Below are 22,472 nucleotides of genomic sequence, written 5' to 3'. Positions count from 1 at the left end.
TCAGGGTTCTTCTGGCGTTCCACTCGGCTCTGTCGGCGACTCGGCGGAGGCCGACGTCGGGGCCGAGGTCGAGGTCTGTGTCGGCGATGGGTCGCGAGTGGAGGTGGGGGTGGGAGTAGCGGGGGTGGAGGTGGGCGCAGCTGACGGGATTTCGGAGGCGCCCGTAGGGCTCTCGTCGATGGGCTCGGGGCTGGAGGGCTCGGGGGACGATGTCGAAGGGTTCCCCGAGTTGGACGGAGCGGGCGGGGTCGAAGGGCTGGTCGCGGGCGGTGGGGCGAGCGGGGGCGTCGGCGACGCGGGCCCGCCGGAGGACCTCAGCATCGGCAGGGCGACGAGGACGGCGACCGCGCACGACAGGCCGGCCCCGGCCGCGGCACGGAGCAGACGGCGGCGGGCCGCGCCGCGGCGGATGGCCTCGTAGCGGCCGGGGGGCGGGACGAGGTGGTCGGAGGGAGGCCGGAGGATCACCGCGAGGGGGTCGTCGGGGCCGAACTCCGCGCCGCCGCCGTCAAAGCGTGTGGTCAAGGCTTCTCCTCAGGTGGGCGCGGAGCAGTTCGCGGGCCGCGTGGAGATCGGCCTTGACGGTTCCTTCCTTGCGCCCGGTCAGTACGGACACCTCCCGGATCGGCATGTCGGCGTAGTAGTGCAGCAGGATCGGTACGCGCAGTCGTTCCGGCAACGACTGCACGAGCAGCCGGACCGTGGGGTCGGCCTGCTCGGTCTGCGGCCGGACGGCGGCTTCCGAGGTGGCCCGGCGCACGGCCCTTCGCTCGCGCTCCATTTTGCGCCAGTGGTCCCGCACAAGATTGGCCGCGGTGACGTAGAGGAACCCGCGAGGTTCCTCCACGGAGGTCCACCGGGCCCAGAGCCGGGTGAACGCCTCGGAGGCGATCTCGTGCGCCGTCTCGTCATCGTCGACAAGCCTCCGACACCACCCGGCGAGACGCGGATAGAGGGCAGCGAACAGCTCGGACGCGGCCTTGTCACGGGACCGTTTCAACGTTCTCCAGGGTCGTCGGGACACTCGTGGGGAAGGAGCCCGAACCGGCGGCATACGTTCCACCGGCCCGGGCCCGCGCCCCCCTTTGGGGGCGCGGGGAGCTGCGCGACCAGCCACAACGGACCCGCGGCCGAAACAAGACCTGTCGGGGGACCGGGGGCGCAGCCCCCCGTTTCGGGAAGGGGCGGGGCTAGGGTCAAGGACTCGCGGAGCGCAACACAGCGAAAACGATCACGTTGTCGCGATACCAGTCCCCGCTGCGCGGCCCCCCGCACGTAATGAGCCGCAGCTCCGGCCGCTCCACGTCCCCGTAGACGTCGTCCGCAGGAAACTCCGCCTTGGCAACCGTCCGTACGGCGGTGACGCCGAACTCCGCAGCCGTGCCGTTCTCCAGCCGCGCCACGATCCCATCCCCCTGGCGCAGCCGGTTCAGGTGACGGAACACCCCGTCCCCGTACGAGCCGACCGTGACATGACCGAGGATCACGGACGGGCCAACCTGCCCCGGCGTCGGCGAGTGCCGATACCAGCCCGCCCGGTCGTCCGCCGTGATCGGCGGCACCTGCACGCTGCCGTCCCTGGCCAACCCCAGCCCCATGACCGGGGTGTCGACCCCGATGGCAGGGATCCGCAGACCGACCGGCTCCGAACGCCCAAGCGGCCGCGCCGACTTCACTTTCGATGCGGACGGTGAAGGCGGGCTGCTGGGCCGCGCGCTCGTGCCCTGCCCGCCCCCGTTCCCGCCGCACCCCACGAGCAAGGAGCCCAGAGCCGCCGTGACGAACAGACGCCTGGACGGCGCCGTCATGCGCCGGTCGCCCTCCGCCGACGTACGAGAAAGACCATCGCACCGCCCCCGACGAGAACCGCGGCAGCACCGCCCCCGATCAGCGCGCTGTCACCTCCGGACTCCTCGGACCCCGGCGTCACACCGGTGTCGGGCGCCCCGCTCGGCACGACGGACACCTGACCCGAGTCCGGCGCCCGCGTCGGCTCGGCGCTCGGGTCCAGGGGGGCCGGGGTGGAAGTCTCGGCCGGCGCATCGGAAGCGCCCTCAGTCGGGGCGGGCGTGGCCGTGGACGTCGGTACCGGCTTGGCGGTCGCCGTGGTGGAGGGAACCGGCGTCGGGGTCCCCCCGTCGGCGAACGCGGGCACCGCACCCCCCAGCACAGCCGTACCCGCAAGTGCCATGGCGGCAAGGACAGTTCGGCGCATCAGTCGCTCTCTTTCGTCGCTCCGTCCACCCACGGATTCAGCGGGCGCGTCACGGATCGAGCGGAGAGACGAGACAGCGAGGAACCGGGTTGTAAAGAACAGGCAAAGACGTCGGAGGGCTTACGGGCCTACTGCTCAGGTGTCCTGATACCGCCGGCTCTCCAGCCGTACGTGCAACTCCTCCTCCTGGTCCCCGGACGCCGTACTGACCTCATACACGGAGAACAGCGAATCCAGGGTGGACCGGAAGCGGTCGATCGCCCAGTAACCGCCCTGGACGTCGGCCGTGACGGACGCCGTGAGGCGGGCGGGACGGGCGCCCTCGTGCGGGTCGGCGACGTCGAACGTGCCGAGCCACACCGTCGGACGCGTCGCCGACAGCTCCTGGGGTACATCGTCGGCGCACCGGTCCGAACTGAAGCAGGCGCACAGGGTGTCGAACACGACGCGGGCGTCTTCCTTGCTGCATCCGCTGAGTTCCACGGAGACACTTTCCGGATGCGGTCGTTCCTTGTCCATCGTGATCGCTCCTCTCGTCACCGCGCTGCGGAACCTCGGGGCTGCGGTACCTCGGGACAGCCCGGTCAAACCACGCCCCACCCCCAGAAAAGCACCATCTCCGGGTTTGAGCACCCCTCGACTGCAAGCGAACTGCAACCGGCCCGCATCACCATGTGTACTGCTATGGACGGCATCGCGGAAAATTCGGCGCAGGACGCGGCACGGCTGCTCGACGCCCAGACACCGGGATGGGAACGCGGCCTCAGCGCGCTCAACTTCGAGCTGCTGCGCAAGGCCCTGCGCCGTTGGGCGGGGGACCCCGACCTCGAGACGTTCGATGTGTGCTGGGGGCGGTTGTACGGGGTGGTGGGGACCGCTCTGTACGGGCAACTGGCGTACGTCCTCGGGAACATGACCTCCAGTCAGGTCACCCTGGAGTTCTGCCGCCGCATCCTCGCGCACGAACCGGGACCGTCCGCCGAGGAACAGGACGGGTACCGACGCGTGATCACCGCGATGCAGACCGTACTCAGGGCCCATAACCTCACCGCGCCCACGCAGGCCACTCAGCAGCCCCCGCCCACCGCACCCCGTCCGGCTGGCACCGCCCGCCCACAGCGCTCCACCGGCCCGGCAAGTCCGGCACAACCAACCCGCCCGGCACACCCGTCGCTCCCCCTCCTGCGCAGGGCCGTACAGAGCCTCGCCCACGGCGACCGGACCGCCGCCGCCGACACCCTGCGCCCTCTCCTCGCCGACCCGGACCTGGCGGGCGACGGCATCGGCAACGCCGTACGCCTGGTGGCGGCCGCACTTGAGCCGGACGAGCCGGACGACGAAGCGACCGTACGGGCGGCAAGGGAACTGCTGGACCGCCACCGGCTCCGCTGGCCGGAGTACTCGCCGGTGGGCGCGGAACCCATCCTCGCCGCCGCGTCCCGCACCGACGTCAAGCTGTTCGCGGACCTGGCGGCCGCGGGCGAACGGCGGCCCGCCCCACACTCCTGGCCCGACCGGGAAACCCTGCGCCGGCTGTGGTCCCGGCCCGTCCGCGCGCACGTCGCGGAGGCACTGCACCACGCGTCCGAGGGGTACACGGCCGATGCCCTGGAGGCCCTCGACGCGGTGACCGCCATCCTGGACCGCCTGCGGGACCCCTACGCCGCACCCCTCGACGACCTGACCGACCAGTCCGAACCGACCGCCGCGCTCGAAGAGTTCACCACCCGGCTCCGGTCCCATCTGACCGAACGGCTGGCCGCAGAGGCGTACGCCCGACTCGAAAAGGACGGCGAGACCCACCCCTGGTCGGCCGAGTCCGTACGGCTCTGGGAGCTGATCGACTCCCCGGCGCACAGCCACCACCTCGCGGTCGCCCACCACGCGCGCGCCTACGAGTTGCAGGGCACCGCACTGGCCGGGACGCAGTCCGCCACCCGGGCACGTACGGAGTGGACGGAGGCGTTGCGCCACTGGGCCGCCGTGCACGGCGACGACGCGTACTGGCAGGAGCTGCACCGCCGCCTGGAGGCGGCGACCGGCACCAGTGTGCCGGTCGCCGTCGTCGACGAGGTGCGCGGGCGGCTGCCGCGGGACCTGTTCGAACCGCATATCGCCCTCGCGGCCCGGATGCACGCCACCGATCCGCGGCACGCCCGGGAACACCTCGCCTTCGTCACCTCCTCCGGTTTCCCCGAGCGGGACATCGCGGCGGCCCGCAAGGCGCTGGTCCGCGAGGCCGTCGAGGCCGTGCTGGCCGCCGTGCAGCAGCAGGAGTACGCGGCTGCCTCGGCCGGACTTCAGCCGTGGCTGCGGCTCGATCCCGACAATCCGGATCTGCTCCGCACCACGCTGATCGTGCTGCGTCACCAGGTGGAGACCGAATGGTTCGACGCCCGGCGCCCGCACCAGCTCGTCCCGCTGCTCACCAGGATGCAGGGGATCGAAAAACGTCTCGGTCCCGAGGCGGCCCGGCAGGACCGTGAACTGGCCGGGGAACTTGCACGGTTGGCGTTCTGGCGCGCCGTCGAACTGCATCAGCGCCTCGCCCGTGCCTCCCGCGCCGAGGCCCTGCTCCTCGTGAACCAGATCACCCATCTCGCCGATCAGGCTGTCGAGCTCGATCCGAATCTTCCGCTCGTCGGGATGTACCGGGAGCTGGAGACCTTCGCGCCGCGTATGCACGCGCTGGCCGCCCGCCTGACGGCCGCGATGTGGGGCGGCGACAGTGCCGTACGCCGTTATGTCGAACTGGCTGAGGCCAGCGAGCACTTGGAACCCGCGTCGATGTGCCATCTGGTGTCGGCGCTGCTCGATCTGGACCGGCCGGAGCCCGCGGACTGGACGCGGGCGTGGTGGCTGCTCATGGAGGTACGCGAGGACCCCTCGGAAGAGGCCCAGCGGTGCCGCGACGAGGTCACGAGATTCGGCCGCATCCTGTGGTCGCGGATGGCGGCCGCGGGCCAGTTGCTACCGGGTCCGCCCCCGCCCGAGTGGCTGAGCCGGCCCAGCCGTTGAAGCACTCCCGTCGAAGCCCGTCGAAGCCCGTCGAGCAGAGCGGAGGATCCACATGTCGCACGGCGATCACGACAACCCCTGGCAGTGGAGGGACGGGCACAACCCGTACTACCGCACACCGCTGCAGATACTCGGCCTCGACCCCGACCGGACCGGGCGGGCGGCCGTAAGGGCCGCGGCCCGCCGCAGGCGCCTGCGCGTCGAGCGCGGCGCGGACCGCTTCCCGGTGTTCGGCCGCCCCCTGGAGATCGCGGAGGTCAACGCGGCCGAGGAGGAGCTGCTCACCCCCACCGGCCGCCTGCTCGCCGAACTGCGCACACACCGGCCCGCACGCCACCAGGAGGCCGAGCTGCGGGCCCAGCTCGACGAGCTGGCAGCCGAGTTCGCCAGCCTGCCCGAGCCCGAGACACCCGAACCGCGCGTGGTCGCGCGGCCGGAGGCGCTGCTGGGGTGGCTGCCCCGCAGGCCGGGTGAGCCCCGGTGACTCCGCCGGAGTCGTCGGACCGCCGACGAGGCCTGAGTCCGCGGACCAGGCCCGTGGCCGCCTCGCGCAGCGCCGGGGCCGGCCCACGCGGGCCGCGACCGGCTCGTACGGACTCTCCGGACCGTACGGGCTCGGCGGACCGTACGGGCTCGACGGACCGTACGGGCTCGACGGACCGTACGGGCTCGACGGGCCGTACGGATTACGCCGACGCGCCCCGCACCGCCCCGGCCCATCGACGGAAGCCGGCCCTGCGGCTGCGTACCCGCCCCATGGCCGCCTCCGTCAGGACGCGCATCACCGAGCGGCCACGCCCCGTACCGGACGGGTCGCCGCCACTGCCGCAACGTCTCGTTCATCAGCTGCTGGCCGACGCGGAGCGCGACCGTGGCGACTTGCGTGAGCAGGCTCGCGCGAGGGCGGTCGAGGAGCGTGAGCGGTACGCCCGCCTCGCCGCGGACGTCGCGAGCGCCCTGCACGAACTGCGCGGCTTCCTCGCCGCGACGCCATCCGCCCACGCCCCCGACCCCGACCCCGACCCCGATGGCCCTGATGAGGTCCTCGCCGCCGTCGCCCGGCGTTTCGCGTCCGCGCTCGCGCAGGCGGGCGTACACCTGGACGACCCGCTCGGCCGTCCATACGCAGAGGTCGCCCCTTACGTCGACGTGGGGCACGCCCCGGAGGCCGGGGAGGCGTCCGAGCTGGTGATCGGCAGGACGGTGCGGCCGGGGGTGCGGCTGCACGACGGCACCTGGATACGCCGCGCACAGGTCCTGCTGGAGCCCCGGAAGGAGCCCGGCGAGCAGTCCCGGACGAAGGGGGAGGAGCGCGCATGAGTCTCATCGTGGGCATAGACCTGGGAACCACGAACAGTTGTCTGGCGCTGCCCGCCGACGCGCCGGTCCCCCGCAAGGAGCAGCTCATCGCGGAAGGGCGGCTGCGCCCGGTGGGCGACGCCCTGCTGCTCGTCCCGCCGGACGGCTCGCCGACGGTGCCGTCCGCTGTGTGGGTCGGCCCGGACGGAGCCGTACAGGTCGGGCTGCTGGCCAAGCACCGGGCGCGGATGCAGGGTGCGCCGCCCGCGATGTTCTTCAAGCGGAGCATGGGTACCGACCAGCGGTTCACGGCCGGTCACGCCGAGCTGACGCCGCTCGAGGCGTCCACGGAGGTGCTGCGGCACCTCAAGAGGACCGCCGAGGGCGTGCTGGGCGTGCCGGTGGAGCGGGCGGTCGTCACGGTTCCCGCCTTCTTCGAGACCCGTTCGAAGAACGACACGACCAAGGCCGGTGCCGCGGCGGGCCTGGAGGTCGTGGAAACCCTCATCGAGCCGGTCGCGGCGGCCCTCGCACACGCCGGGGAACACCTGGGAGATGATCCCCGCACCTTCCTCGTGTACGACCTCGGCGGCGGCACCTTCGACACCTCCGTCGTGACCTGGGACCCCGAAGAGGGGTTCGAGCACCGCGCCTTCGGCGGCGACCGCTATCTGGGCGGCTACGACTTCGACCGGGCGATCGTCCACTGGATGGACGGCAGGCTGCCCGCGTACGACCTGAAGTTCGACCCCGACCGGCCCGCCGACGCCCGCTCGTACGCCGCCCTGCTCTTCCTCGCCGAGGAGTGCAAGCAGGAACTGTCCCGGATGCCCGTGACCGAGATCGTCAGCCAGCACGGCGAGGACCGTACGGGCACCCCGATGAACCTCCATCTGCCCATGCTGCGCACGGAGTTCGAGGAACTGATCCGCCCGTCGCTGGAGGCCACCGTCGGCCACTGCGAGCGCACCCTGCGCCAGGCGGGCATCACCCTCGATGCCGGGACCGGGACCGGGACCGACGCCGACACCGACATCGACATCGACATCGACATCGACATCGACGAGATCGTCATGGTCGGCGGCTCCTCCCGTATCCCCCTGGTGGCCCGGCTGCTGGAGGAGCGCTTCGGCCGTACGCCCGTACTGCTCCACCCGGACCTCGCCATCGCCGCCGGTGCCGCACTGAAGGCGGCTGCCGCGGCGCAGCGCGGGGTGCACCTGGAACTCGACCGGCCCGAGGCGATCGGCGGCTTCGCCGACATCGCGGGCCGGGTCCTCGCGAGCGGCACGATTCCCGAACCTCTCGGCACCCCCGTCCTGCTGGTCTCGGACGACGGAGTGCACCGCGCCGAGGAGGCGGCGGGCGCGGACGGTTCCTTCGTCTTCCCGGACGTACCGCTTCAGGAGGGCCGCGAGAACGGCTTCACCGTACGGGTCATGCACGACGGCCGGGAGGCCGAGGCTCGGCACGTCACCGTCGCCGCCGGGGCGCCCGCCGCCGCGCCGGTCTCGGGCGATGTGCTGGCCCACGACTTCTCCGTACAGCTGGCCACGGGACCGCACCGCATCGTCGCCTCCGGAGTACGGCTTCCGCACCGCACCGGCTTCCGCCTGCAGACCGCCAGCCAGGGCAGGCGGCTGTCCATCCGGCTCTACGAGGGGTTGATGCCGATCGGCGCGGTGGAGATCGACGACGTACCGGCCGGGCTGCCCGTCGGCACCGATGTGGAGGTGACGGTCACCTTCGAGGCGGGCTGGACGATCGCCGCCGAGGTCGCGATCCCCGAGATCGGCGCCCGGGCGACCGCGTCCATCGACATCCCGCTGCGCACCATCCCGGCCTGGGACGATCTGCGCGAGGCCCACCGGGACGCCAAGGGGGGATGGGCGGAGCTGTACGGCGAACTGCCGCCCGCCGAGGCCGACGAGGCAGCGACCGCCGTGAACCGGCTGCTCGCCGAGACCGACGCGCTGTTCGCCGAGGGCCAGGACCGGGCGAAGGCCCACTACAAGCTGATGGAGACCGAGACCCTGCTCCAGGGTCTGGCGGAGCGCCGGCAGTGGGCGCAGACGCTGCATCCACCGCTGCACGAGTTCCAGGCCGGGCTCGCCGACATCCGCTCGCTGACCGCCGAACTGGCCCACATCGATCCCACCAGGAGCGCGCGCTACTCAGCCGAACTCGTCGAACTGGAGGCCGCGGGCCGCGCCGCGTACGCCGACCTGAACCGCTACGACTGGCACCAGGCCTGCACCCGCCTGGTCGACCTGCTGCACGGCATCCAACGCGACCTGTACGGCCCCCTCCCCGGCCAGAGCCCCGACGACTGGACGGCCGGTCAGCTGGAGGCCGCCTTCCGCGAGGAACTGGACAACCTCAGACGTACGGTCCTCGCCGCGGACCGGGACTCGGACCAGCGTCACCGGCGCGAGGCCGAGGGCTTCCTGAACCGGATCGACACGACCGAGCGCGAAGTGAGCACAGCGGCAGTGCAGTGCACGGACGACGACCTCAAGCGCCGCCTCATCGGGATCTTCACCACCCGCATCGAACCGCTGCGGGTCCAGATCGACAGCTGGCTGCGCGGGCTGCGCAGCAGCGAGGGCATCCAGGTGGTACTGCCACGCAGCCGTACCGCAGGCCAGGGGGAGTGACGTCGAAATGCTGAGCTGCCCCATGTGCCGCAAACCCCTGCCCGGCACGCCTTCCCGCTGTTACGCCTGCCGGGGCGACCTGAGCGCACTCCGCCACCTCCGCGCCCTGGCCGACCACCACTTCAACGACGCGGTGCGCGCAGCCCGTACGCAGCGGTGGGACCAGGCGGCCGAACTCCTCGCCGTCGCCCTGGTGTTGAACCCCGCCGACGAGGAGGCCCGCGGACTGCTGCGGAAAGTACGCCTCCACCAGAAACGGGTGCGGAAGGGGGCACGGAACGGGACATTCCGACGTTGAATGCTCCAAGACGGACTCGAAGACGCCCTGGACTGCGAGGGCGACGCATATCGACGGGTCGGACGGGGGCGATGTGTGTGATGCGGTTCGAAATCCTGGGCCCGCTCGGGGTGCGGGGCCCCGACGGACCCGTAGCCCTCGGCACTCCGAAGAACCGTGCCGTCCTCGCGGTACTGCTGGCCCGCCGGCAGCACCGGACCTCCGCCGCCGCACTGGCCGACGCGGTATGGAGCGGCCAGATCCCCAAGAACGGCCCGAAGAACATCCAGGTCAACGTGCACCGCCTGCGCCGCGCTCTGGGCGGCGGCGACCGCATCCGCTTCGCCGACGGCTACCAGCTCGTCCTCGCGGACGGCGAACTGGACGCCTGGCGCGCCCAGTCACTCGCCCGCCGAGCCGAACTCGCCCACTCCGCCGAGGAGTGCGGCCGCCTCCTGCGCGAGGCGCTCGCACTGTGGCAGGGCGACCCTTACGCCGGCTACGAGGACCTGGCCCCGATCCGCCCCGAAGCCGAGCGCCTCACAGAATTACGCATGACCCTGCTCGAACGCCGCATAGACGCCGACCTGACGGCAGGCCACCACACCGACCTGATAGCCGAACTTTCGGCCCTGACCACCGAACACCCCCTGCGCGAACGCCTCCACGCCCGACTCATGCTCGCCCTCTACCGCTCCGGCCGCCGAGCCGACGCCCTGTCCAGATACCACCACGCCCGCCGCACCCTGATCACCGAAATAGGCCTGGGCCCGGGCCCAGAACTCCGCACCCTGGAACAACGCATCATCGCGGCGGACCCTTCGCTACTCGGCCCACCACCGACCTGCACCTGTATCGCTGCGCGCCCACCGACAGGTGAGCCGGAGGCTCCTCCCGCCTCCGCACCGGCGCCTCCGCGCACGCCCCTGCGCCTTGTCCCGGACCCACCGCGCCCGGCGCGCCGGATCACCGCCCCACTTCCGCCGGCCCAACCACTCCTGGGCCGCGACCGTGCCGCCGCCCCCGACACCACACACCCCTCCTCCGCCGAGCCGAACGCCTCCCTCCAGTCGGCCACGGCCCCACCCCGGCGGCCCCGCCAACCTTCCACCCCACCGGCACCAGCCCAACTCCCCCCACTCCTCCGCACATTCACCGGCCGCCCAACCCCCCTCGCCCACCTGGACGCCGCGCTCGACTCCGGTCAGCGCGTGCTCGCTCTAGTCGGCACCGGCGGCGTGGGCAAGACGGCGCTCGCCGTGCACTGGGCGCACCGGACACGGTCCCGGTTCCCCGACGGTCAGCTGTATGTCGATCTGCGCGGCGCCGCCCAGGTTCCGCCGCTGCGCACCGAGCAGGTGCTCGCCCGCTTCCTCCCCGCCCTCGGCCTGCCCGCCGGACGCGTGCCGGACCAACCCGACGACGCGGCCGCCCTGTACCGCTCCGCACTCCACGGCCGACGCGTCCTCGTCCTGCTCGACAACGTGAGCGGCGCAAGCCAGGTCCGCCCCCTGCTGCCGCCCGGCGCGGGCTCGCTGGCCCTGGTGACCAGCCGCAACAGCCTGCGCGGACTCGTCGCCCGCGACGACGCCCACACCCTCACCCTCAAACCGCTCCCCCCGCCCGAAGCCCTCGCACTGCTCGAACGGCTACTGGGAGAGCAGACGATACGAGCCGAACGTACCGCCGCCGCAGAACTCGCCCGACGCTGCGACCACCTGCCCCTGGCCCTGCGCATCGCGGCGGCCCGCATCACCACGAGCACCAACCGCGTGGGCGCAATCGGCACCCTCCTCGCCCGTCTGACAGAGCAGCACATCCTCGACGAACTCTCCCTCGACGACGACCCGGACACAGCCGTACGACACTCCATCGACCGCTCGTACGCCCCGCTCCCCCCGGAACAAAAACGCCTGTTCCGGCTCCTGAGCCTGCTGCCCGACCGAGCCGTCTCCCCCGAGACGGCAGCGCTGCGCGCCGCCCGCCCCGTATCCCGAACCCGCCGCCTGCTGGACCAGCTGGCAGCGTCCCACCTCATCGAAACCCCGGCCCCCGACCGCTACCGGCTGACCGGACTCCTGCGCGTCTACGCCACCGAACACGCCGCCCGCACCGACCTGCCGCCGCAACCCCTCAACGGCTCGAGCACCCCAGCCAGTACCCGAAACCCCGCCGGGTATGGATAAGCGCGGGCTCCTCCTGATCCACCTTGCGCCGAAGCCGCGAGACAAGCTGCTCGATCGCGTTACGGGCCCGGAACTCGCCCCAGACATGCCGGCTGATCTGCTCCTTGGACAGCACACGCTCCGGATTGACCAGCAGATGACGCAACAGCCGGTACTCAGCGGGCGTGAGATCGAAAACCCTGTCCTCGCGCCGCGCCTGGCACGTGGCATCGTCCAGGACCAGATCCCGGTAGCAAAGCGCGCCACCCGGCCGTGCGGGATTCCGGCCACGCAGTAGAACCCGCGCCCGGGCCAGAAATTCGGCGATACGAAAGGGCTTGGTGACGTAATCCTGCTCCCCCGGCCCAAGCTCGGGAACAAGACAGTCCAGCGACTCACACGCGGTCAGAAAAAGCATCGGCGGCCGGTCCAGAGCCGCCACGCGACGCCCCCGCATGAGCCCGCCCAGGTCCGGCAACGTGGCATCGAGCACCACCAGGTCGAACCGGAACTCCGCGACCAGCAAGGCGGCCTCGCCCCCCGTACCCGCCGTACCGACCCGATAGCCCGCCAACTTCAAGGTGGTCGTGAGGAGTTCCGCGGTCCCGGGATCGTCGACGACGACCAGCACATGCTGCCCGTCCCCACGAGTAGGCGACGGCTTCTCGCTGATACTCCCGTACATGGCAAGACCATCCGTGTAGGTCGTGTGCTCCGGAGGCGGCGGTACCTAGAGTTCGGCCTCCGCCCGCCCGATGAAGTCGTCGACCATCCGGTGGACGAGCGAGGCGAGCTGCCGCAACTCCTCGGGCGACCAGTCGGCGAGAGCCACCTGCATACCCCGGGCACTGGCCTCCCGGACGCGGGCGAACGCCTCCTCGCCGGCCGGCGTGAGCCGAACCTGCTGGGCCCGGCGATCGTCGGGGTCGGGGACACGGCTCGCGTAGCCGACCCTCTCCAGATGCTGCACCTGCCGGGTGACGTGCGAGGCCTCCACCGACAACCGGGCCGCCAGCTCTCCGAGCCGCAGCGGCTCGCTCTCGGCGAGCTGCCTCAGGACCGCCACGGCGGCACGGTCCAGCGGCAGACCCGAGAGCGCCATGAGGCGCTCGTGCTGCCGGGCTCTGCCGGAGAGGTACGTAGCGCGGGTGAGGGCGCGCTCGATCATGATCACATCTGGCGAGACTTCACCGGCTGCTGAGGACGGCGTGGACATGCTTCTCACTTTAACATCTAATTGCCTGACTCAAGCAAATCGAATCCCTAAATTCGCTTGGCTCAAGTAACTCCCACATGCTTGCCTAACTCAAGTAATCTACAACGCCCGCACTCCACCACCAGAGGAGCTCACTCATGACCAGCACCGGCCTTCAGGGACGCGGCGTCATAGTCACCGGAGCAGGCTCCGGCATCGGCCGGGCCACAGCCGTGAAGTTCGCCGAGGAGGGCGCGGGCGTCCTGGTGGCGGACGTCAACCAGGAAGGCGCCGAGCAGACCGTCAGGTCGATCGAAGAAGCGGGCGGCACAGCCAAGGCGGTCATCGGCGACCTCCGCGACCAGCAGGTCATCGACGAGATCGTCGCCACCGCGGTACAGGTCTTCGGCGGCCTGAACGTCCTCGTCAACAACGCAGGAATCATGGACCACATGTCGGCCGTCGGCGAGACCGAAGACGACGAGTGGGACAGCGTCATCGGGATCAACCTCACCGCGCCCTTCCGCCTGACCCGGGCCGCCCTGCCGCACCTGCTCACCGCGGGCAGCGGGGCAATCGTCTTCACCGCCTCCGAGGCCGCCCTCCGCGGCAGCGCCGCCGGAGCGGCCTACACCACCTCCAAGCACGGCATCGTCGGCCTGACCAAATCCCTCGCCGTGATGTACCGCAAGTCCGGCATCAGGGCCAACGCCATCGCTCCCGGCGGCACCGCCACCAACCTCCGCCCCGACGTACGACCGGACGCCCACGGCCCCGCCGTACTCGGCCCCCACCTGGGCGTCGGCGTCGGCGACAAGCTCGCCACCGCCGAGGAACAGGCCGCCGCCATCGTCTTCCTCGCCTCCGACGCCGCGAGCTACATCAACGGCGCCGTCCTCCCGGTCGACAACGGCTGGTCGGCCACCTGATCCGACGGGGCTCGTACGAACCCGGGCGTGACCGGTTTCGCACGAGCCCCGCCACACTCCTCACGACAGACGCAGAGCCGGGAAGCCGTGGCCCCGCAGGTCAGAGGTGCGGGGCCACGGCCCCCGGTCTGATACGCTGATCCAGCGACATCGAGCCGCCACAGCGTGAACCCCCGGTCACAAATCCCGTTGGGAGCACGCCACACCGTGTGCGACACTGTTCGCACGCAACAGCTTGGTCCTGTGGAGCAGTTTGGAGTGCTCGCCACCCTGTCAAGGTGGAGGCCGCGGGTTCAAATCCCGTCAGGACCGCTGCAACCTCAAGGTTGCGCGGCTGGGTAGCTCAGTTGGTACGAGCGTCCGCCTGAAAAGCGGAAGGTCGCCGGTTCGACCCCGGCCCCAGCCACCATCCAAGGCCCCTGATCTCCGATCGGGGGCCTTCGCCGTTCTCCACACGCACTACCGTGGATTCATGACGGCACCGCTGGACGTGCTGGTGGTGGGCGCGGGCCCGACCGGTCTCGCCCTCGCCGCGCAACTGCGCGCGTACGGGAGCCGGTTCAGGGTCGTCGACCGATCCCTCGACCGGGTCCGCGAGTCACGGGCGCTGGCAATCCAGCCCCGCACCCTGGAGGCGCTGGCAGGCTTCGGCGTGACGGAGGAGCTGGTCGCCCGCGGCAACCCGGCGATGCGGCTGCGCATGCACCTGCCCCGGCGCGTGGTGACGCTGCCGTTGTTCGACATCGGGCTGACCGACACCGCGTACCCCTTCCTGTTGTTCCTCTCGCAGGCCGAAACCGAGGCCGTCCTCTCCGAACACCTGGCCACGCGGGACGTGACGATCGAACGCGGCGCCGAGCTGGTCCGGCTGGAGGTGAAGGACTCGTCGGTCGTCTGCCGGCTGCGGGACGGCGACGGCTCGCAGGAGGCCGTGGAGGCGCGCTATGTCGTGGGGTGCGACGGCGCCCACAGCACGGTGCGCGCCCAGACCGGTATCGGTTTCCGGGGGTACGCGTATCCGCAGACGTTCCTGCTCGCCGACCTGGAGGTCGACGGGCTGGAGCCGGGTGCCGTGCATACGTATATGAGCAGGGCCGGGATGCTGTTCTTCTTCCCGCTCGGCTCACCGGCCGGCTGGCGCATGCTCACGATGCGTCCGCCCGACACCCCGGAGCTCGCGGTGGAGCTGCCGTTGCTGCAGGAGATCGCCGGCCGCTACACCGACGACCGGCTGACGCTGCGGGACCCCACCTGGATGACCGACTTCCGCCTCCACAACCGCGGCGCCGCCTCCTACCGCTCCGGCCCCTGCTTCCTCGCGGGTGACGCGGCCCACATCCACAGCCCGGCCGGAGCGCAGGGCATGAACACCGGGATCCAGGATGCACTCAACCTCGGCTGGAAGCTCGCCCTGGTCTGCCGTGGCGCCGCGTCCGAAGAGCTGCTGGGGACGTACGAGGCCGAGCGTGCCCCGGTCGGCCGCAGCGTGCTGCGCTTCACCGACCGTGCCTTCAGCATCGGCACCAGCAGCAACCCCCTCATCCGCTTCGGCCGCACCCAACTCGCCCCGCGCCTGGCGCCGTTGGCGCTGAGGCCGCCGGGGCTGCGCGGCCGGCTCTTCCGAACCGTCTCCGAACTGGGCATCCACTATCGACGCAGCCCCGCCTCCACAGCAGGCTCGCGCCCGCCGAGGAGCGGACCGCGGGCGGGGGACCGGCTGCCCGACCTGCCGCGCGGTCTGCAGGCACGGACGGCAGCGCCGGGCTGGCACCTGCTGTTGTCCGGGCCACCGCCCCTCTGGCCCGACGAACGACTCGCCCGAGTCCTGGCAGGGCAGGCCGATCTGGTCGCTGTGCACCGGCTCGATGGACAGAGCCCGTGGCCGGGCGTCGCGCACGGGCTTGTGCGCCCCGACGGCTATCTCGGCTATGTCGCACGGGGAGCCGATCTGGACGGCCTGCGTGCCTACGTGAACCGCTGGCTGCCGACCGGCCGCCGCTGACTCCCTCCGCCCGGCCTCCTGTGACATGAGCGGCAGGACGGAACGCAAATCCATTCGCCACTACTTTTCCCGAGGTGCGATCCTGGACCCCGTATGTCTACGCACTCTGCCCCCGCCCCCGCCCTCGGCGATCTCGCCCCCCGTCTGGCTGAGCTGTCTCTGCGCGATGCGCATCGGCTCGGGCGCAGGCTGGAGGGGGCGCGTCGGATTCGTAAGGATGAGGCTCGGGCTGCCGTACTCGCCGAGATCGAGACGGAGGTGGCCAGGGCCGAGTCGCGTATGGCTGAGCGACAGGCGCGAGTGCCCGCCGTTTCGTATCCCGAGCAGCTGCCTGTCAGCCAGAAGAAGGCCGAGATCGCGGCGGCAATCCGTGATCATCAGGTCGTGATCGTCGCCGGTGAGACGGGGTCCGGCAAGACCACGCAGATTCCCAAGATCTGTGTCGAGCTCGGCCGCGGGGTCCGGGGCATGATCGGGCATACCCAGCCCCGCCGCATCGCGGCCCGTACGGTCGCCGAGCGTGTCGCCGAGGAGCTCGACACCCCGCTGGGCGAGGCCGTGGGCTGGAAGGTCCGGTTCACCGATCAGGTGAACAAGGACTCGACGTTCATCAAGCTCATGACGGACGGCATCCTGCTCGCGGAGATCCAGACCGACCGTGAGCTGCGCGCCTACGACACGATCATCATCGACGAGGCGCACGAACGGTCGCTGAACATCGACTTCCTGCTGGGTTATCTGGCCCAGCTGCTGCCCAAGCGGCCGGATCTGAAGGTCGTCATCACCTCGGCGACCATCGACCCGGAGCGCTTCTCCCGGCACTTCGGGGATGCCCCGATCGTCGAGGTCAGCGGTCGTACGTACCCCGTCGAGGTCCGTTATCGCCCACTCCTCGATGAGGACAGCGAGTCCGCCGAAGGTGAAGAAGGGGACCGGGACCAGATCACCGCGATCACCGACGCCGTCGAGGAACTCCAGGCCGAGGGGAAGGGCGACATCCTCGTCTTCCTCTCGGGAGAGAGGGAGATCCGGGACACCGCGGACGCGCTGACGAAGAAGAACTACCGGTTCACCGAAGTCCTCCCTCTGTACGCCCGCCTCTCGCACGCCGAGCAGCACCGCGTCTTCCAGCCGCACACCGGCCGCAGGATCGTGTTGGCCACCAACGTCGCGGAGACGTCGCTGACGGTCCCGGGCATCAAGTACGTCATCGATCCGGGCACCGCCCGCATCTCCAGATACAGCCACCGTACGAAGGTCCAGCGCCTCCCCATCGAGGCGATCTCGCAGGCCAGCGCCAACCAGCGCAAGGGCCGCTGCGGACGGACCAGTGACGGCATCTGTATCCGCCTCTACAGCGAAGAGGACTTCACCGCCCGGCCGGAGTTCACGGACGCCGAGATCCTCCGTACGAACCTGGCCTCCGTCATCCTCCAGATGACCGCCGCGGGTCTTGGGGACATAGAGAAGTTCCCGTTCATCGATCCGCCGGATCACCGCAACATCCGTGACGGCGTCCAACTCCTCCAGGAACTGGGCGCGTTGGACCCCCAGCAGAAGGACGTACGCAAGCGTCTCACCGAGAGCGGCCGCAAGCTGGCCCAGCTGCCCGTCGACCCCCGGCTGGCGCGGATGGTCCTGGAGGCCGACAAGAACGGCTGTGTACGCGAGGTCATGGTGATCGCCGCCGCGCTCTCCATCCAGGACCCGCGCGAGCGCCCGGCCGACAAGCAGACGCAGGCGGACCAGCAGCACGCCCGCTTCAAGGACGAGACGAGCGACTTCCTCGCCTTCCTCAACCTCTGGCGGTACATCCGCGAGCAGCAGAAGGAGAGAGGCTCGTCGTCCTTCCGGCGGATGTGCAAGCAGGAGTACCTGAACTTCCTCCGGATCCGGGAGTGGCAGGACATCTACTCCCAACTCCGCACGGTTGCCAAGCAGATGGGCATCCATGTCAACGAGGACGACGCACCCGACCAGCAGGTCCACATCTCGCTCCTCGCCGGCCTCCTCTCCCACGTCGGCATGAAGGACGTGAAGAAGGCCGGGGGGGAGGGCGGGAGAGACACAGCGAAGAACGAGTATCTGGGCGCCCGGAACGCCAAGTTCGCGATTTTCCCGGGCTCGGCGCTCTTCAAGAAGCCCCCGCGTTTTGTGATGTCCGCCGAGCTGGTCGAGACGTCCCGGCTCTGGGCGCGCGTGAACGCGAAGATCGAGCCCGAGTGGATCGAGCCCCTCGCCGGACACCTGCTGAAGCGCACGTACAGCGAACCGCACTGGGAGAAGGACCAGGCGGCGGTGATGGCGTACGAGAAGGTCACGCTGTACGGCGTACCGATCATCGCGCAGCGGAAGGTCAACTACGGGCGGATCGACCCGGAGACATCCCGCGAACTTTTCATTCGCAACGCGCTCGTCGAGGGCGACTGGCGCACGCACCACAAGTTCTTCGCCGACAACCGCAAACTCCTCACCGAGGTCGAGGAGTTGGAGCACCGTGCCCGCCGCCGCGACATCCTGGTCGACGACGACACACTCTTCGACTTCTACGACCAGCGGGTGCCCGAACACGTCGTGTCGGGCGCGCACTTCGACTCCTGGTGGAAGCACAAACGGCGCGAGGAGCCCGAGCTGCTCGACTTCGAGCGGTCGATGCTCATCAACGAACGTGCAGGCGACGTCAGCAAGGACGACTACCCGGACTCCTGGCGCCAGGGACGGCTCAAGTTCCGCGTGACGTACCAGTTCGAGCCGGGAGCCGACGCGGACGGCGTGACCGTGCACATCCCGCTCCAGGTCCTCAACCAGGTCACGGACGAGGGCTTCGACTGGCAGATCCCCGGGCTGAGGGAGGAGGTCGTCACGGAGCTGATCCGGTCCCTCCCGAAGCCGATCCGGCGGAATTACGTCCCTGCCCCCAACTTCGCGCAGAAGTTCCTGGAGCGGGCGGTGCCGTCGGCCTCCGACCGCACGACGTCACAGCAGGAGCCGCTGACGACGGCGATGGCCCGCGAGCTGAAGCGCATGGTCGGCGTGCCCCTCACCGCCGACGACTTCGACTGGGCGAAGGTCCCCGACCATCTCCGCATCACCTTTCGGATCGTCGACGAGCGACGGCGCAAGCTGGCCGAGGACAAGGATCTGGAGGCTCTGAAGCTGCGCCTGAAGCCGAAGGCGCGGCAGGCGATCTCACAGGCGGCAGCGGCGACGGCCGAACGCACGGGCGGGGAGTCCCTGGAGCGCAAGGGCCTCACGGACTGGACGATCGGCTCGCTCACCCGCGTCTTCGAGACGCGTCGCGCCGGCCAGCCGGTGAAGGCGTACCCGGCGCTCGTCGACGACGGCGACACCGTCTCCGTACGCCTCTTCGACACCGAGGCCGAGCAGCAGCAGGCGATGTGGAAGGGCACCCGACGGCTGATCCTGCTGGGGATCCCGGTGAACCCGGCCAAGTTCGCGTCGGAGAAACTCACCAACCCTCAGAAGCTGGCGCTGTCGGCGAACCCGCACGGATCGATCCAGGCGCTGTTCGACGACTGCGCGACCGCTGCCGCCGACAAGCTGGTCGGGGACTTCGGCGGGCCGGCCTGGGACGAGGAGTCGTATCGGAAGCTGTACGACAAGGTGCGGGCCGAGATCGTGGACACGACGGTCCGTACGGTCGACCAGGTCCAGCAGGTCCTGGCCGCCTGGCAGGCGTGTGAGCGGCGTCTGAAGTCCGTACGGAGTCCTGCGTTGCTCGCGAACCTCACGGACGTACGGGCGCAGCTGGACGCCCTTGTGAAGCCGGGCTTCGTGACGGCCGCGGGTCTTCGCCGCCTGCCGGATCTGATGCGGTATCTGGTGGCCGCGGACCGGCGTCTCCAGCAGATGCCGACGAACGTCCAGCGGGATACGACGCGTATGGCGAAGGTCCATGAGATGCAGGACGAGTTCGCCTGGCTTCTTGAGCAGATGCCTGCGGGGCGACCCGTTCCTCAACAGGTCCTGGACATCCGGTGGATGATCGAGGAGCTGCGGGTCAGCTACTTCGCTCACGCGCTCGGCACGGCTTATCCCGTCTCGGACAAGCGGATCGTGAAAGCGATCGACGCGGCTGTTCCGTAACGGGGTCTGTGCGCTGGGTGAGTTCGACCCTTGGGGCTCTGCTCCTGTAGAGTCTCTTCTCGCAGCGCAACGCGACAATCGCTCTGCGAAACCAGGTCCTGTGGAGCAGTTTGGAGTGCTCGCCACCCTGTCAAGGTGGAGGCCGCGGGTTCAAATCCCGTCAGGACCGCAGTTGTAGGGGCCCGCATCCGGTAAGGATGCGGGCCCCTTTGCGTGGGGGATTCCTTCCGCAGCCCCGCCCTTTCCCGAAACTGGGGGCTGCGCCCCCAGGCCCCCATGCCTCCGGCCGGGTGGGTGGGCGCCCGTAAAGGCAAGAGCCTGCCCCTCCCTGCGCCCCAACGCACCGCACCCGCACCCGACAACGAGCCGGCCCGCCCATTGACGCCGTCACGTTCCGCCGGTACTCAAACACCAAGGGCAACCGACCCCTTGGAGGTGGCGTATGACCGCGTTCGCCCGGCACGAGACGCGGGCTCTGCTTCGCGCCCATCTGCAGGCCGCCTCCGGGTACCGGCATCTGACCCGGCACTGCCCGATCTGCCACCGTCTCCAGAACCTGGCCATGGCCATGGAGGTCGCTCCGGATGACGCGGACACCCCGGAGGGCGTAGCGGAGGACGAAAGCCCCGCAACGGCATGAGCTCCCCCCTCTACCGCAGGTAACACAGCCCCATCAAGGGCCCTGGTGTGTGACGGGTGTCACTGCATAGGTTTTCAAATCGGCGGTACTTACCAGTCACCTACAACCAGTCAATTTTATATGTGCAATTGCACCCCACCCCTGGGGCGGCCCCGAAACCGGATCCAAACCGGTCCCAAGCGGCACTACGGACCGCTCAGATACCACCCAGACATCCCACGACCACTCACACCCTGTCAGGGATCCCGCACAAAAAAGATCGCGCTGGACCCGGCGGAGTCCAGCGCGATCGACGACGCACCCTTGTTGCTTGAGGTTCTGGCTCGGGCGTGGGCTCTGTTGGGGCAGAACCCGCGTCGCTTGGAGCTTTGGTCGAGCAGTCCGGCACGTTGGGGGAACCTGCCGAAATGCCCTGCTATTCAGTTGTTCAGGCTTCGCTACGCTGCTGCGGGATGCCCGCGAGCAACGCGCGGACCTCAGCTTCGCGGTAGCGGCGATGCCCGCCGAGCGTACGGATCGACGTGAGCTTGCCGGCCTTCGCCCACCGCGTGACCGTCTTCGGGTCAACACGGAACATCGTGGCGACCTCAGCGGGGGTCAGCAGCGGCTCGGCATCAGGGGTGCGAGCGGTCATGAGCGGCCTCCTCGGGAGAACCGAACCTTCTCGGTTCTTTCCTCTAAATTCTGCACCTTGACCCGCGTTGCCCGAAATGGCGGACGCGGGTCGAGTCGGTTATAGGACGAACGGCTTGTCCTCGGCACTACAACTACACCATCCGTCCAGCCGCGTCGGCCAAACCGATGGAATTGCCCTCCCAGGTGTTCATCAGCGACGGAAGCCGATGGACCATGCCATAGCGGACAGTCACGCCACTGTGACGATCAGTCACAGGGCGATCAGGAGTCACGAGACCCCCCATAGCGTGCAATGCTGAGATTCCACCCATACATGGGTAGATGGAGTCCTCCCCGGACTCCTTGTCCTATTTTGACATGAGGAGGGGTGTCTGGTGCAAGGTCCGCGTTAGTGCCGTCCGTCACCCTTACCCTCAAAGTCCTGATGGTGACTTACGTCCCGTCAGTTCGCCGAACGGCGATCCCGGACCGCCCGCCAGCGTTCGACCAGCCGACCGTACGCCTCCCCGGCCCCGACCCCGTCGCCCGTACGCAGCGCCTCGATCCCCTCGGCCACATCCGCCGCCGAATGGTCGCCGTCGAGCTGCTCGGCGGACAGGACGTGCACCAGGCCGCCGTAGTCCAGCTCCACCAGCGAGCGCGGATGGAACTCCTCCAGCCAGCGCCCCACATCGACAAGCCCGTCGATCAGCGGCCCTTCGTCGATGGCGTCCTTGAGCGCCTTCAGCCCCCGCGCCACCCGCCGTCGCGCCTGCACCATGGGCGTCCGGTAGCGCAGTACGGGCGCGTCCTCGTCCGATCCCTTGTCGTACTCGCGCTCCTCGTCGGCGACCAGCACGAACCAGTTCAGCGGTACGTGCCAGGTCGAGGTGCGGATCCAGGGGCGGGCATCGGGGTTGCGGCTCAGCCAGCGCTCGTAGTCCTGGGAGGTCTGTCGGCGTACGACCGGGGGCAGCACCGCGTCCAGGACCGGCCCCGGCAGCTCCTCGGCCAGCTCTCCCAGGGCCTGCCAGCCGCGCAGCCGGGTGCGCCAGGGGCACACGCACAGCACGCCGTCCACGTCCGCGATGAAGGCGTCGCCACTCTCGTGCACGGGCACCGGGATCGGTGGCGTGGGCAACAAGTCGGCCAGGGAGCGTCGCAGTTCGTCCTGGTACGAGGGCCGGTCGGGGCGGCGCGCGTACCGCGCCCAGTGGCCGCGCTCCGGTTCCGGGAAGGCGGCCAGCGGTTCGTACACGCGCAGATAGGCCGCATACGGGACGATCACCGAGGGCACCTTGGGCACGCCTGCTCCCTCCCCCGCGGACCTGACGGAAAACCCTTGAAACCCCC

The 22,472-nt window shown here is 70.0% G+C and carries 19 protein-coding genes and 3 tRNA genes; 13 read left to right on the top strand and 9 right to left on the bottom strand.

All coding sequences use genetic code 11. The features are described 5' to 3' along the window. The 5 genes from ACFYO0_RS15770 to ACFYO0_RS15750 form a co-directional block, all read right to left on the bottom strand. Positions 1-525 carry a hypothetical protein gene (locus ACFYO0_RS15770; RefSeq protein WP_388675326.1) on the bottom strand — a complete coding sequence of 175 codons (525 nt, stop codon included), beginning with the start codon at positions 523-525 and terminating at the stop codon, positions 1-3. Further along, a complete protein-coding gene (locus ACFYO0_RS15765; RefSeq protein ID WP_388675323.1) occupies positions 509-1,000 on the bottom strand; it encodes an RNA polymerase sigma factor in 492 nt (163 codons plus the stop codon). Before ACFYO0_RS15765 ends, ACFYO0_RS15770 begins: the two co-directional genes overlap by 17 nt. A 196-nt stretch (positions 1,001-1,196) precedes the next feature. Beyond that, a complete protein-coding gene (locus ACFYO0_RS15760; protein ID WP_388675321.1) occupies positions 1,197-1,808 on the bottom strand; it encodes a class F sortase in 612 nt (203 codons plus the stop codon). Next, complete coding sequence (locus ACFYO0_RS15755) at positions 1,805-2,215, bottom strand: sortase-dependent protein (protein ID WP_388675319.1); 411 nt, start codon at positions 2,213-2,215, stop codon at positions 1,805-1,807. The genes ACFYO0_RS15760 and ACFYO0_RS15755 overlap by 4 nt, the downstream gene beginning before the upstream one ends. A 135-nt stretch (positions 2,216-2,350) precedes the next feature. Next, on the bottom strand, positions 2,351-2,734 hold the full coding sequence (locus ACFYO0_RS15750) for a hypothetical protein (protein ID WP_388675317.1): 384 nt from the start codon (positions 2,732-2,734) through the stop codon (positions 2,351-2,353). 165 nt (positions 2,735-2,899) lie between these two features. On the opposite strand from ACFYO0_RS15750, the gene ACFYO0_RS15745 reads away from it, so the two are divergent. The 6 genes from ACFYO0_RS15745 (at position 2,900) to ACFYO0_RS15720 (ending at position 11,652) form a co-directional block, all read left to right on the top strand. Next, entirely contained in the window at positions 2,900-5,233 is a 2,334-nt protein-coding gene (locus ACFYO0_RS15745) for a hypothetical protein (RefSeq protein WP_388675315.1), read from the top strand. Between the two features lie 52 nt (positions 5,234-5,285). Continuing rightward, a complete protein-coding gene (locus ACFYO0_RS15740) occupies positions 5,286-5,717 on the top strand; it encodes a hypothetical protein (protein ID WP_388675313.1) in 432 nt (143 codons plus the stop codon). A 53-nt stretch (positions 5,718-5,770) separates the two neighbouring features. Beyond that, entirely contained in the window at positions 5,771-6,553 is a 783-nt protein-coding gene (locus tag ACFYO0_RS15735) for a hypothetical protein (protein ID WP_388675310.1), read from the top strand. Beyond that, a complete protein-coding gene (locus ACFYO0_RS15730) occupies positions 6,550-9,189 on the top strand; it encodes an Hsp70 family protein (RefSeq protein WP_388675308.1) in 2,640 nt (879 codons plus the stop codon). The genes ACFYO0_RS15735 and ACFYO0_RS15730 overlap by 4 nt, the downstream gene beginning before the upstream one ends. Positions 9,190-9,196: 7 nt before the next feature. Continuing rightward, the gene (locus ACFYO0_RS15725; protein WP_388675305.1) at positions 9,197-9,487 is read left to right on the top strand and encodes a hypothetical protein; all 291 of its coding nucleotides are present in this window, start codon (positions 9,197-9,199) and stop codon (positions 9,485-9,487) included. Between the two features lie 80 nt (positions 9,488-9,567). Then, positions 9,568-11,652: a BTAD domain-containing putative transcriptional regulator gene (locus ACFYO0_RS15720; RefSeq protein ID WP_388675303.1), complete on the top strand. Its 2,085-nt coding sequence runs from the start codon at positions 9,568-9,570 to the stop codon at positions 11,650-11,652. Here ACFYO0_RS15720 and ACFYO0_RS15715 read toward each other — a convergent pair. After that, complete coding sequence (locus tag ACFYO0_RS15715) at positions 11,600-12,316, bottom strand: response regulator transcription factor (RefSeq protein WP_388675300.1); 717 nt, start codon at positions 12,314-12,316, stop codon at positions 11,600-11,602. The two genes, ACFYO0_RS15720 and ACFYO0_RS15715, sit on opposite strands and share 53 nt — an antisense overlap. 45 nt (positions 12,317-12,361) lie before the next feature. After that, positions 12,362-12,847 (bottom strand): MarR family winged helix-turn-helix transcriptional regulator, encoded by a 486-nt coding sequence (locus ACFYO0_RS15710; protein WP_388675298.1) that lies wholly within the window; start codon positions 12,845-12,847, stop codon positions 12,362-12,364. Between the two features lie 137 nt (positions 12,848-12,984). Between ACFYO0_RS15710 and ACFYO0_RS15705 the strand changes: the two genes are divergently transcribed. The 7 genes from ACFYO0_RS15705 (at position 12,985) to ACFYO0_RS15675 (ending at position 20,504) form a co-directional block, all read left to right on the top strand. Further along, positions 12,985-13,755: an SDR family NAD(P)-dependent oxidoreductase gene (locus ACFYO0_RS15705; protein WP_388675295.1), complete on the top strand. Its 771-nt coding sequence runs from the start codon at positions 12,985-12,987 to the stop codon at positions 13,753-13,755. Positions 13,756-13,992: 237 nt separating this feature from the next. Beyond that, a tRNA-Asp gene (locus ACFYO0_RS15700) sits at positions 13,993-14,067 on the top strand. Positions 14,068-14,087: 20 nt separating this feature from the next. Beyond that, a tRNA-Phe gene (locus ACFYO0_RS15695) sits at positions 14,088-14,164 on the top strand. 63 nt (positions 14,165-14,227) lie between these two features. After that, positions 14,228-15,757, top strand: coding sequence for an FAD-dependent monooxygenase (locus ACFYO0_RS15690; RefSeq protein WP_388675293.1), 1,530 nt, complete (start codon positions 14,228-14,230; stop codon positions 15,755-15,757). 93 nt (positions 15,758-15,850) lie between these two features. Beyond that, positions 15,851-19,864: an ATP-dependent RNA helicase HrpA gene (gene hrpA, locus ACFYO0_RS15685; protein ID WP_388675290.1), complete on the top strand. Its 4,014-nt coding sequence runs from the start codon at positions 15,851-15,853 to the stop codon at positions 19,862-19,864. 94 nt (positions 19,865-19,958) lie between these two features. Beyond that, a tRNA-Asp gene (locus ACFYO0_RS15680) sits at positions 19,959-20,033 on the top strand. A 273-nt stretch (positions 20,034-20,306) separates the two neighbouring features. Beyond that, positions 20,307-20,504: a DUF6274 family protein gene (locus ACFYO0_RS15675; RefSeq protein WP_388675287.1), complete on the top strand. Its 198-nt coding sequence runs from the start codon at positions 20,307-20,309 to the stop codon at positions 20,502-20,504. 427 nt (positions 20,505-20,931) lie between these two features. Here the strand turns inward: ACFYO0_RS15675 and bldC are convergent, their stop codons facing one another. Together bldC and ACFYO0_RS15665 are read right to left on the bottom strand one after the other, a co-directional pair. Next, positions 20,932-21,138 (bottom strand): developmental transcriptional regulator BldC, encoded by a 207-nt coding sequence (bldC, locus tag ACFYO0_RS15670; protein ID WP_003949541.1) that lies wholly within the window; start codon positions 21,136-21,138, stop codon positions 20,932-20,934. A gap of 444 nt (positions 21,139-21,582) precedes the next feature. Next, entirely contained in the window at positions 21,583-22,425 is an 843-nt protein-coding gene (locus tag ACFYO0_RS15665; protein ID WP_388675285.1) for a hypothetical protein, read from the bottom strand. Positions 22,426-22,472: the final 47 nt, after the last annotated feature.

The organism is Streptomyces sp. NPDC006365, assembly GCF_042870755.1.
Classification (GTDB): domain Bacteria; phylum Actinomycetota; class Actinomycetes; order Streptomycetales; family Streptomycetaceae; genus Streptomyces; species Streptomyces xiangluensis.
The sequence above is the reverse complement of the archived record's forward strand: the minus strand, read 5'-3'. Positions and strand labels throughout refer to the sequence as shown.

Bases quoted from the DNA above. Each gene is read 5' to 3' on its own strand.
- ACFYO0_RS15760 (WP_388675321.1), bottom strand. From the start codon at position 1,808: ATGACGGCGCCGTCCAGGCGTCTGTTCGTCACGGCGGCTCTGGGCTCC.
- ACFYO0_RS15755 (WP_388675319.1), bottom strand. From the start codon at position 2,215: ATGCGCCGAACTGTCCTTGCCGCCATGGCACTTGCGGGTACGGCTGTG.
- ACFYO0_RS15750 (WP_388675317.1), bottom strand. From the start codon at position 2,734: ATGGACAAGGAACGACCGCATCCGGAAAGTGTCTCCGTGGAACTCAGC.
- ACFYO0_RS15745 (WP_388675315.1), top strand. From the start codon at position 2,900: ATGGACGGCATCGCGGAAAATTCGGCGCAGGACGCGGCACGGCTGCTC.
- ACFYO0_RS15740 (WP_388675313.1), top strand. From the start codon at position 5,286: ATGTCGCACGGCGATCACGACAACCCCTGGCAGTGGAGGGACGGGCAC.
- ACFYO0_RS15730 (WP_388675308.1), top strand. From the start codon at position 6,550: ATGAGTCTCATCGTGGGCATAGACCTGGGAACCACGAACAGTTGTCTG.
- ACFYO0_RS15725 (WP_388675305.1), top strand. From the start codon at position 9,197: ATGCTGAGCTGCCCCATGTGCCGCAAACCCCTGCCCGGCACGCCTTCC.
- ACFYO0_RS15720 (WP_388675303.1), top strand. From the start codon at position 9,568: ATGCGGTTCGAAATCCTGGGCCCGCTCGGGGTGCGGGGCCCCGACGGA.
- ACFYO0_RS15715 (WP_388675300.1), bottom strand. From the start codon at position 12,316: ATGTACGGGAGTATCAGCGAGAAGCCGTCGCCTACTCGTGGGGACGGG.
- ACFYO0_RS15710 (WP_388675298.1), bottom strand. From the start codon at position 12,847: ATGTCCACGCCGTCCTCAGCAGCCGGTGAAGTCTCGCCAGATGTGATC.
- ACFYO0_RS15705 (WP_388675295.1), top strand. From the start codon at position 12,985: ATGACCAGCACCGGCCTTCAGGGACGCGGCGTCATAGTCACCGGAGCA.
- ACFYO0_RS15690 (WP_388675293.1), top strand. From the start codon at position 14,228: ATGACGGCACCGCTGGACGTGCTGGTGGTGGGCGCGGGCCCGACCGGT.
- hrpA (WP_388675290.1), top strand. From the start codon at position 15,851: ATGTCTACGCACTCTGCCCCCGCCCCCGCCCTCGGCGATCTCGCCCCC.
- ACFYO0_RS15675 (WP_388675287.1), top strand. From the start codon at position 20,307: ATGACCGCGTTCGCCCGGCACGAGACGCGGGCTCTGCTTCGCGCCCAT.
- bldC (WP_003949541.1), bottom strand. From the start codon at position 21,138: ATGACCGCTCGCACCCCTGATGCCGAGCCGCTGCTGACCCCCGCTGAG.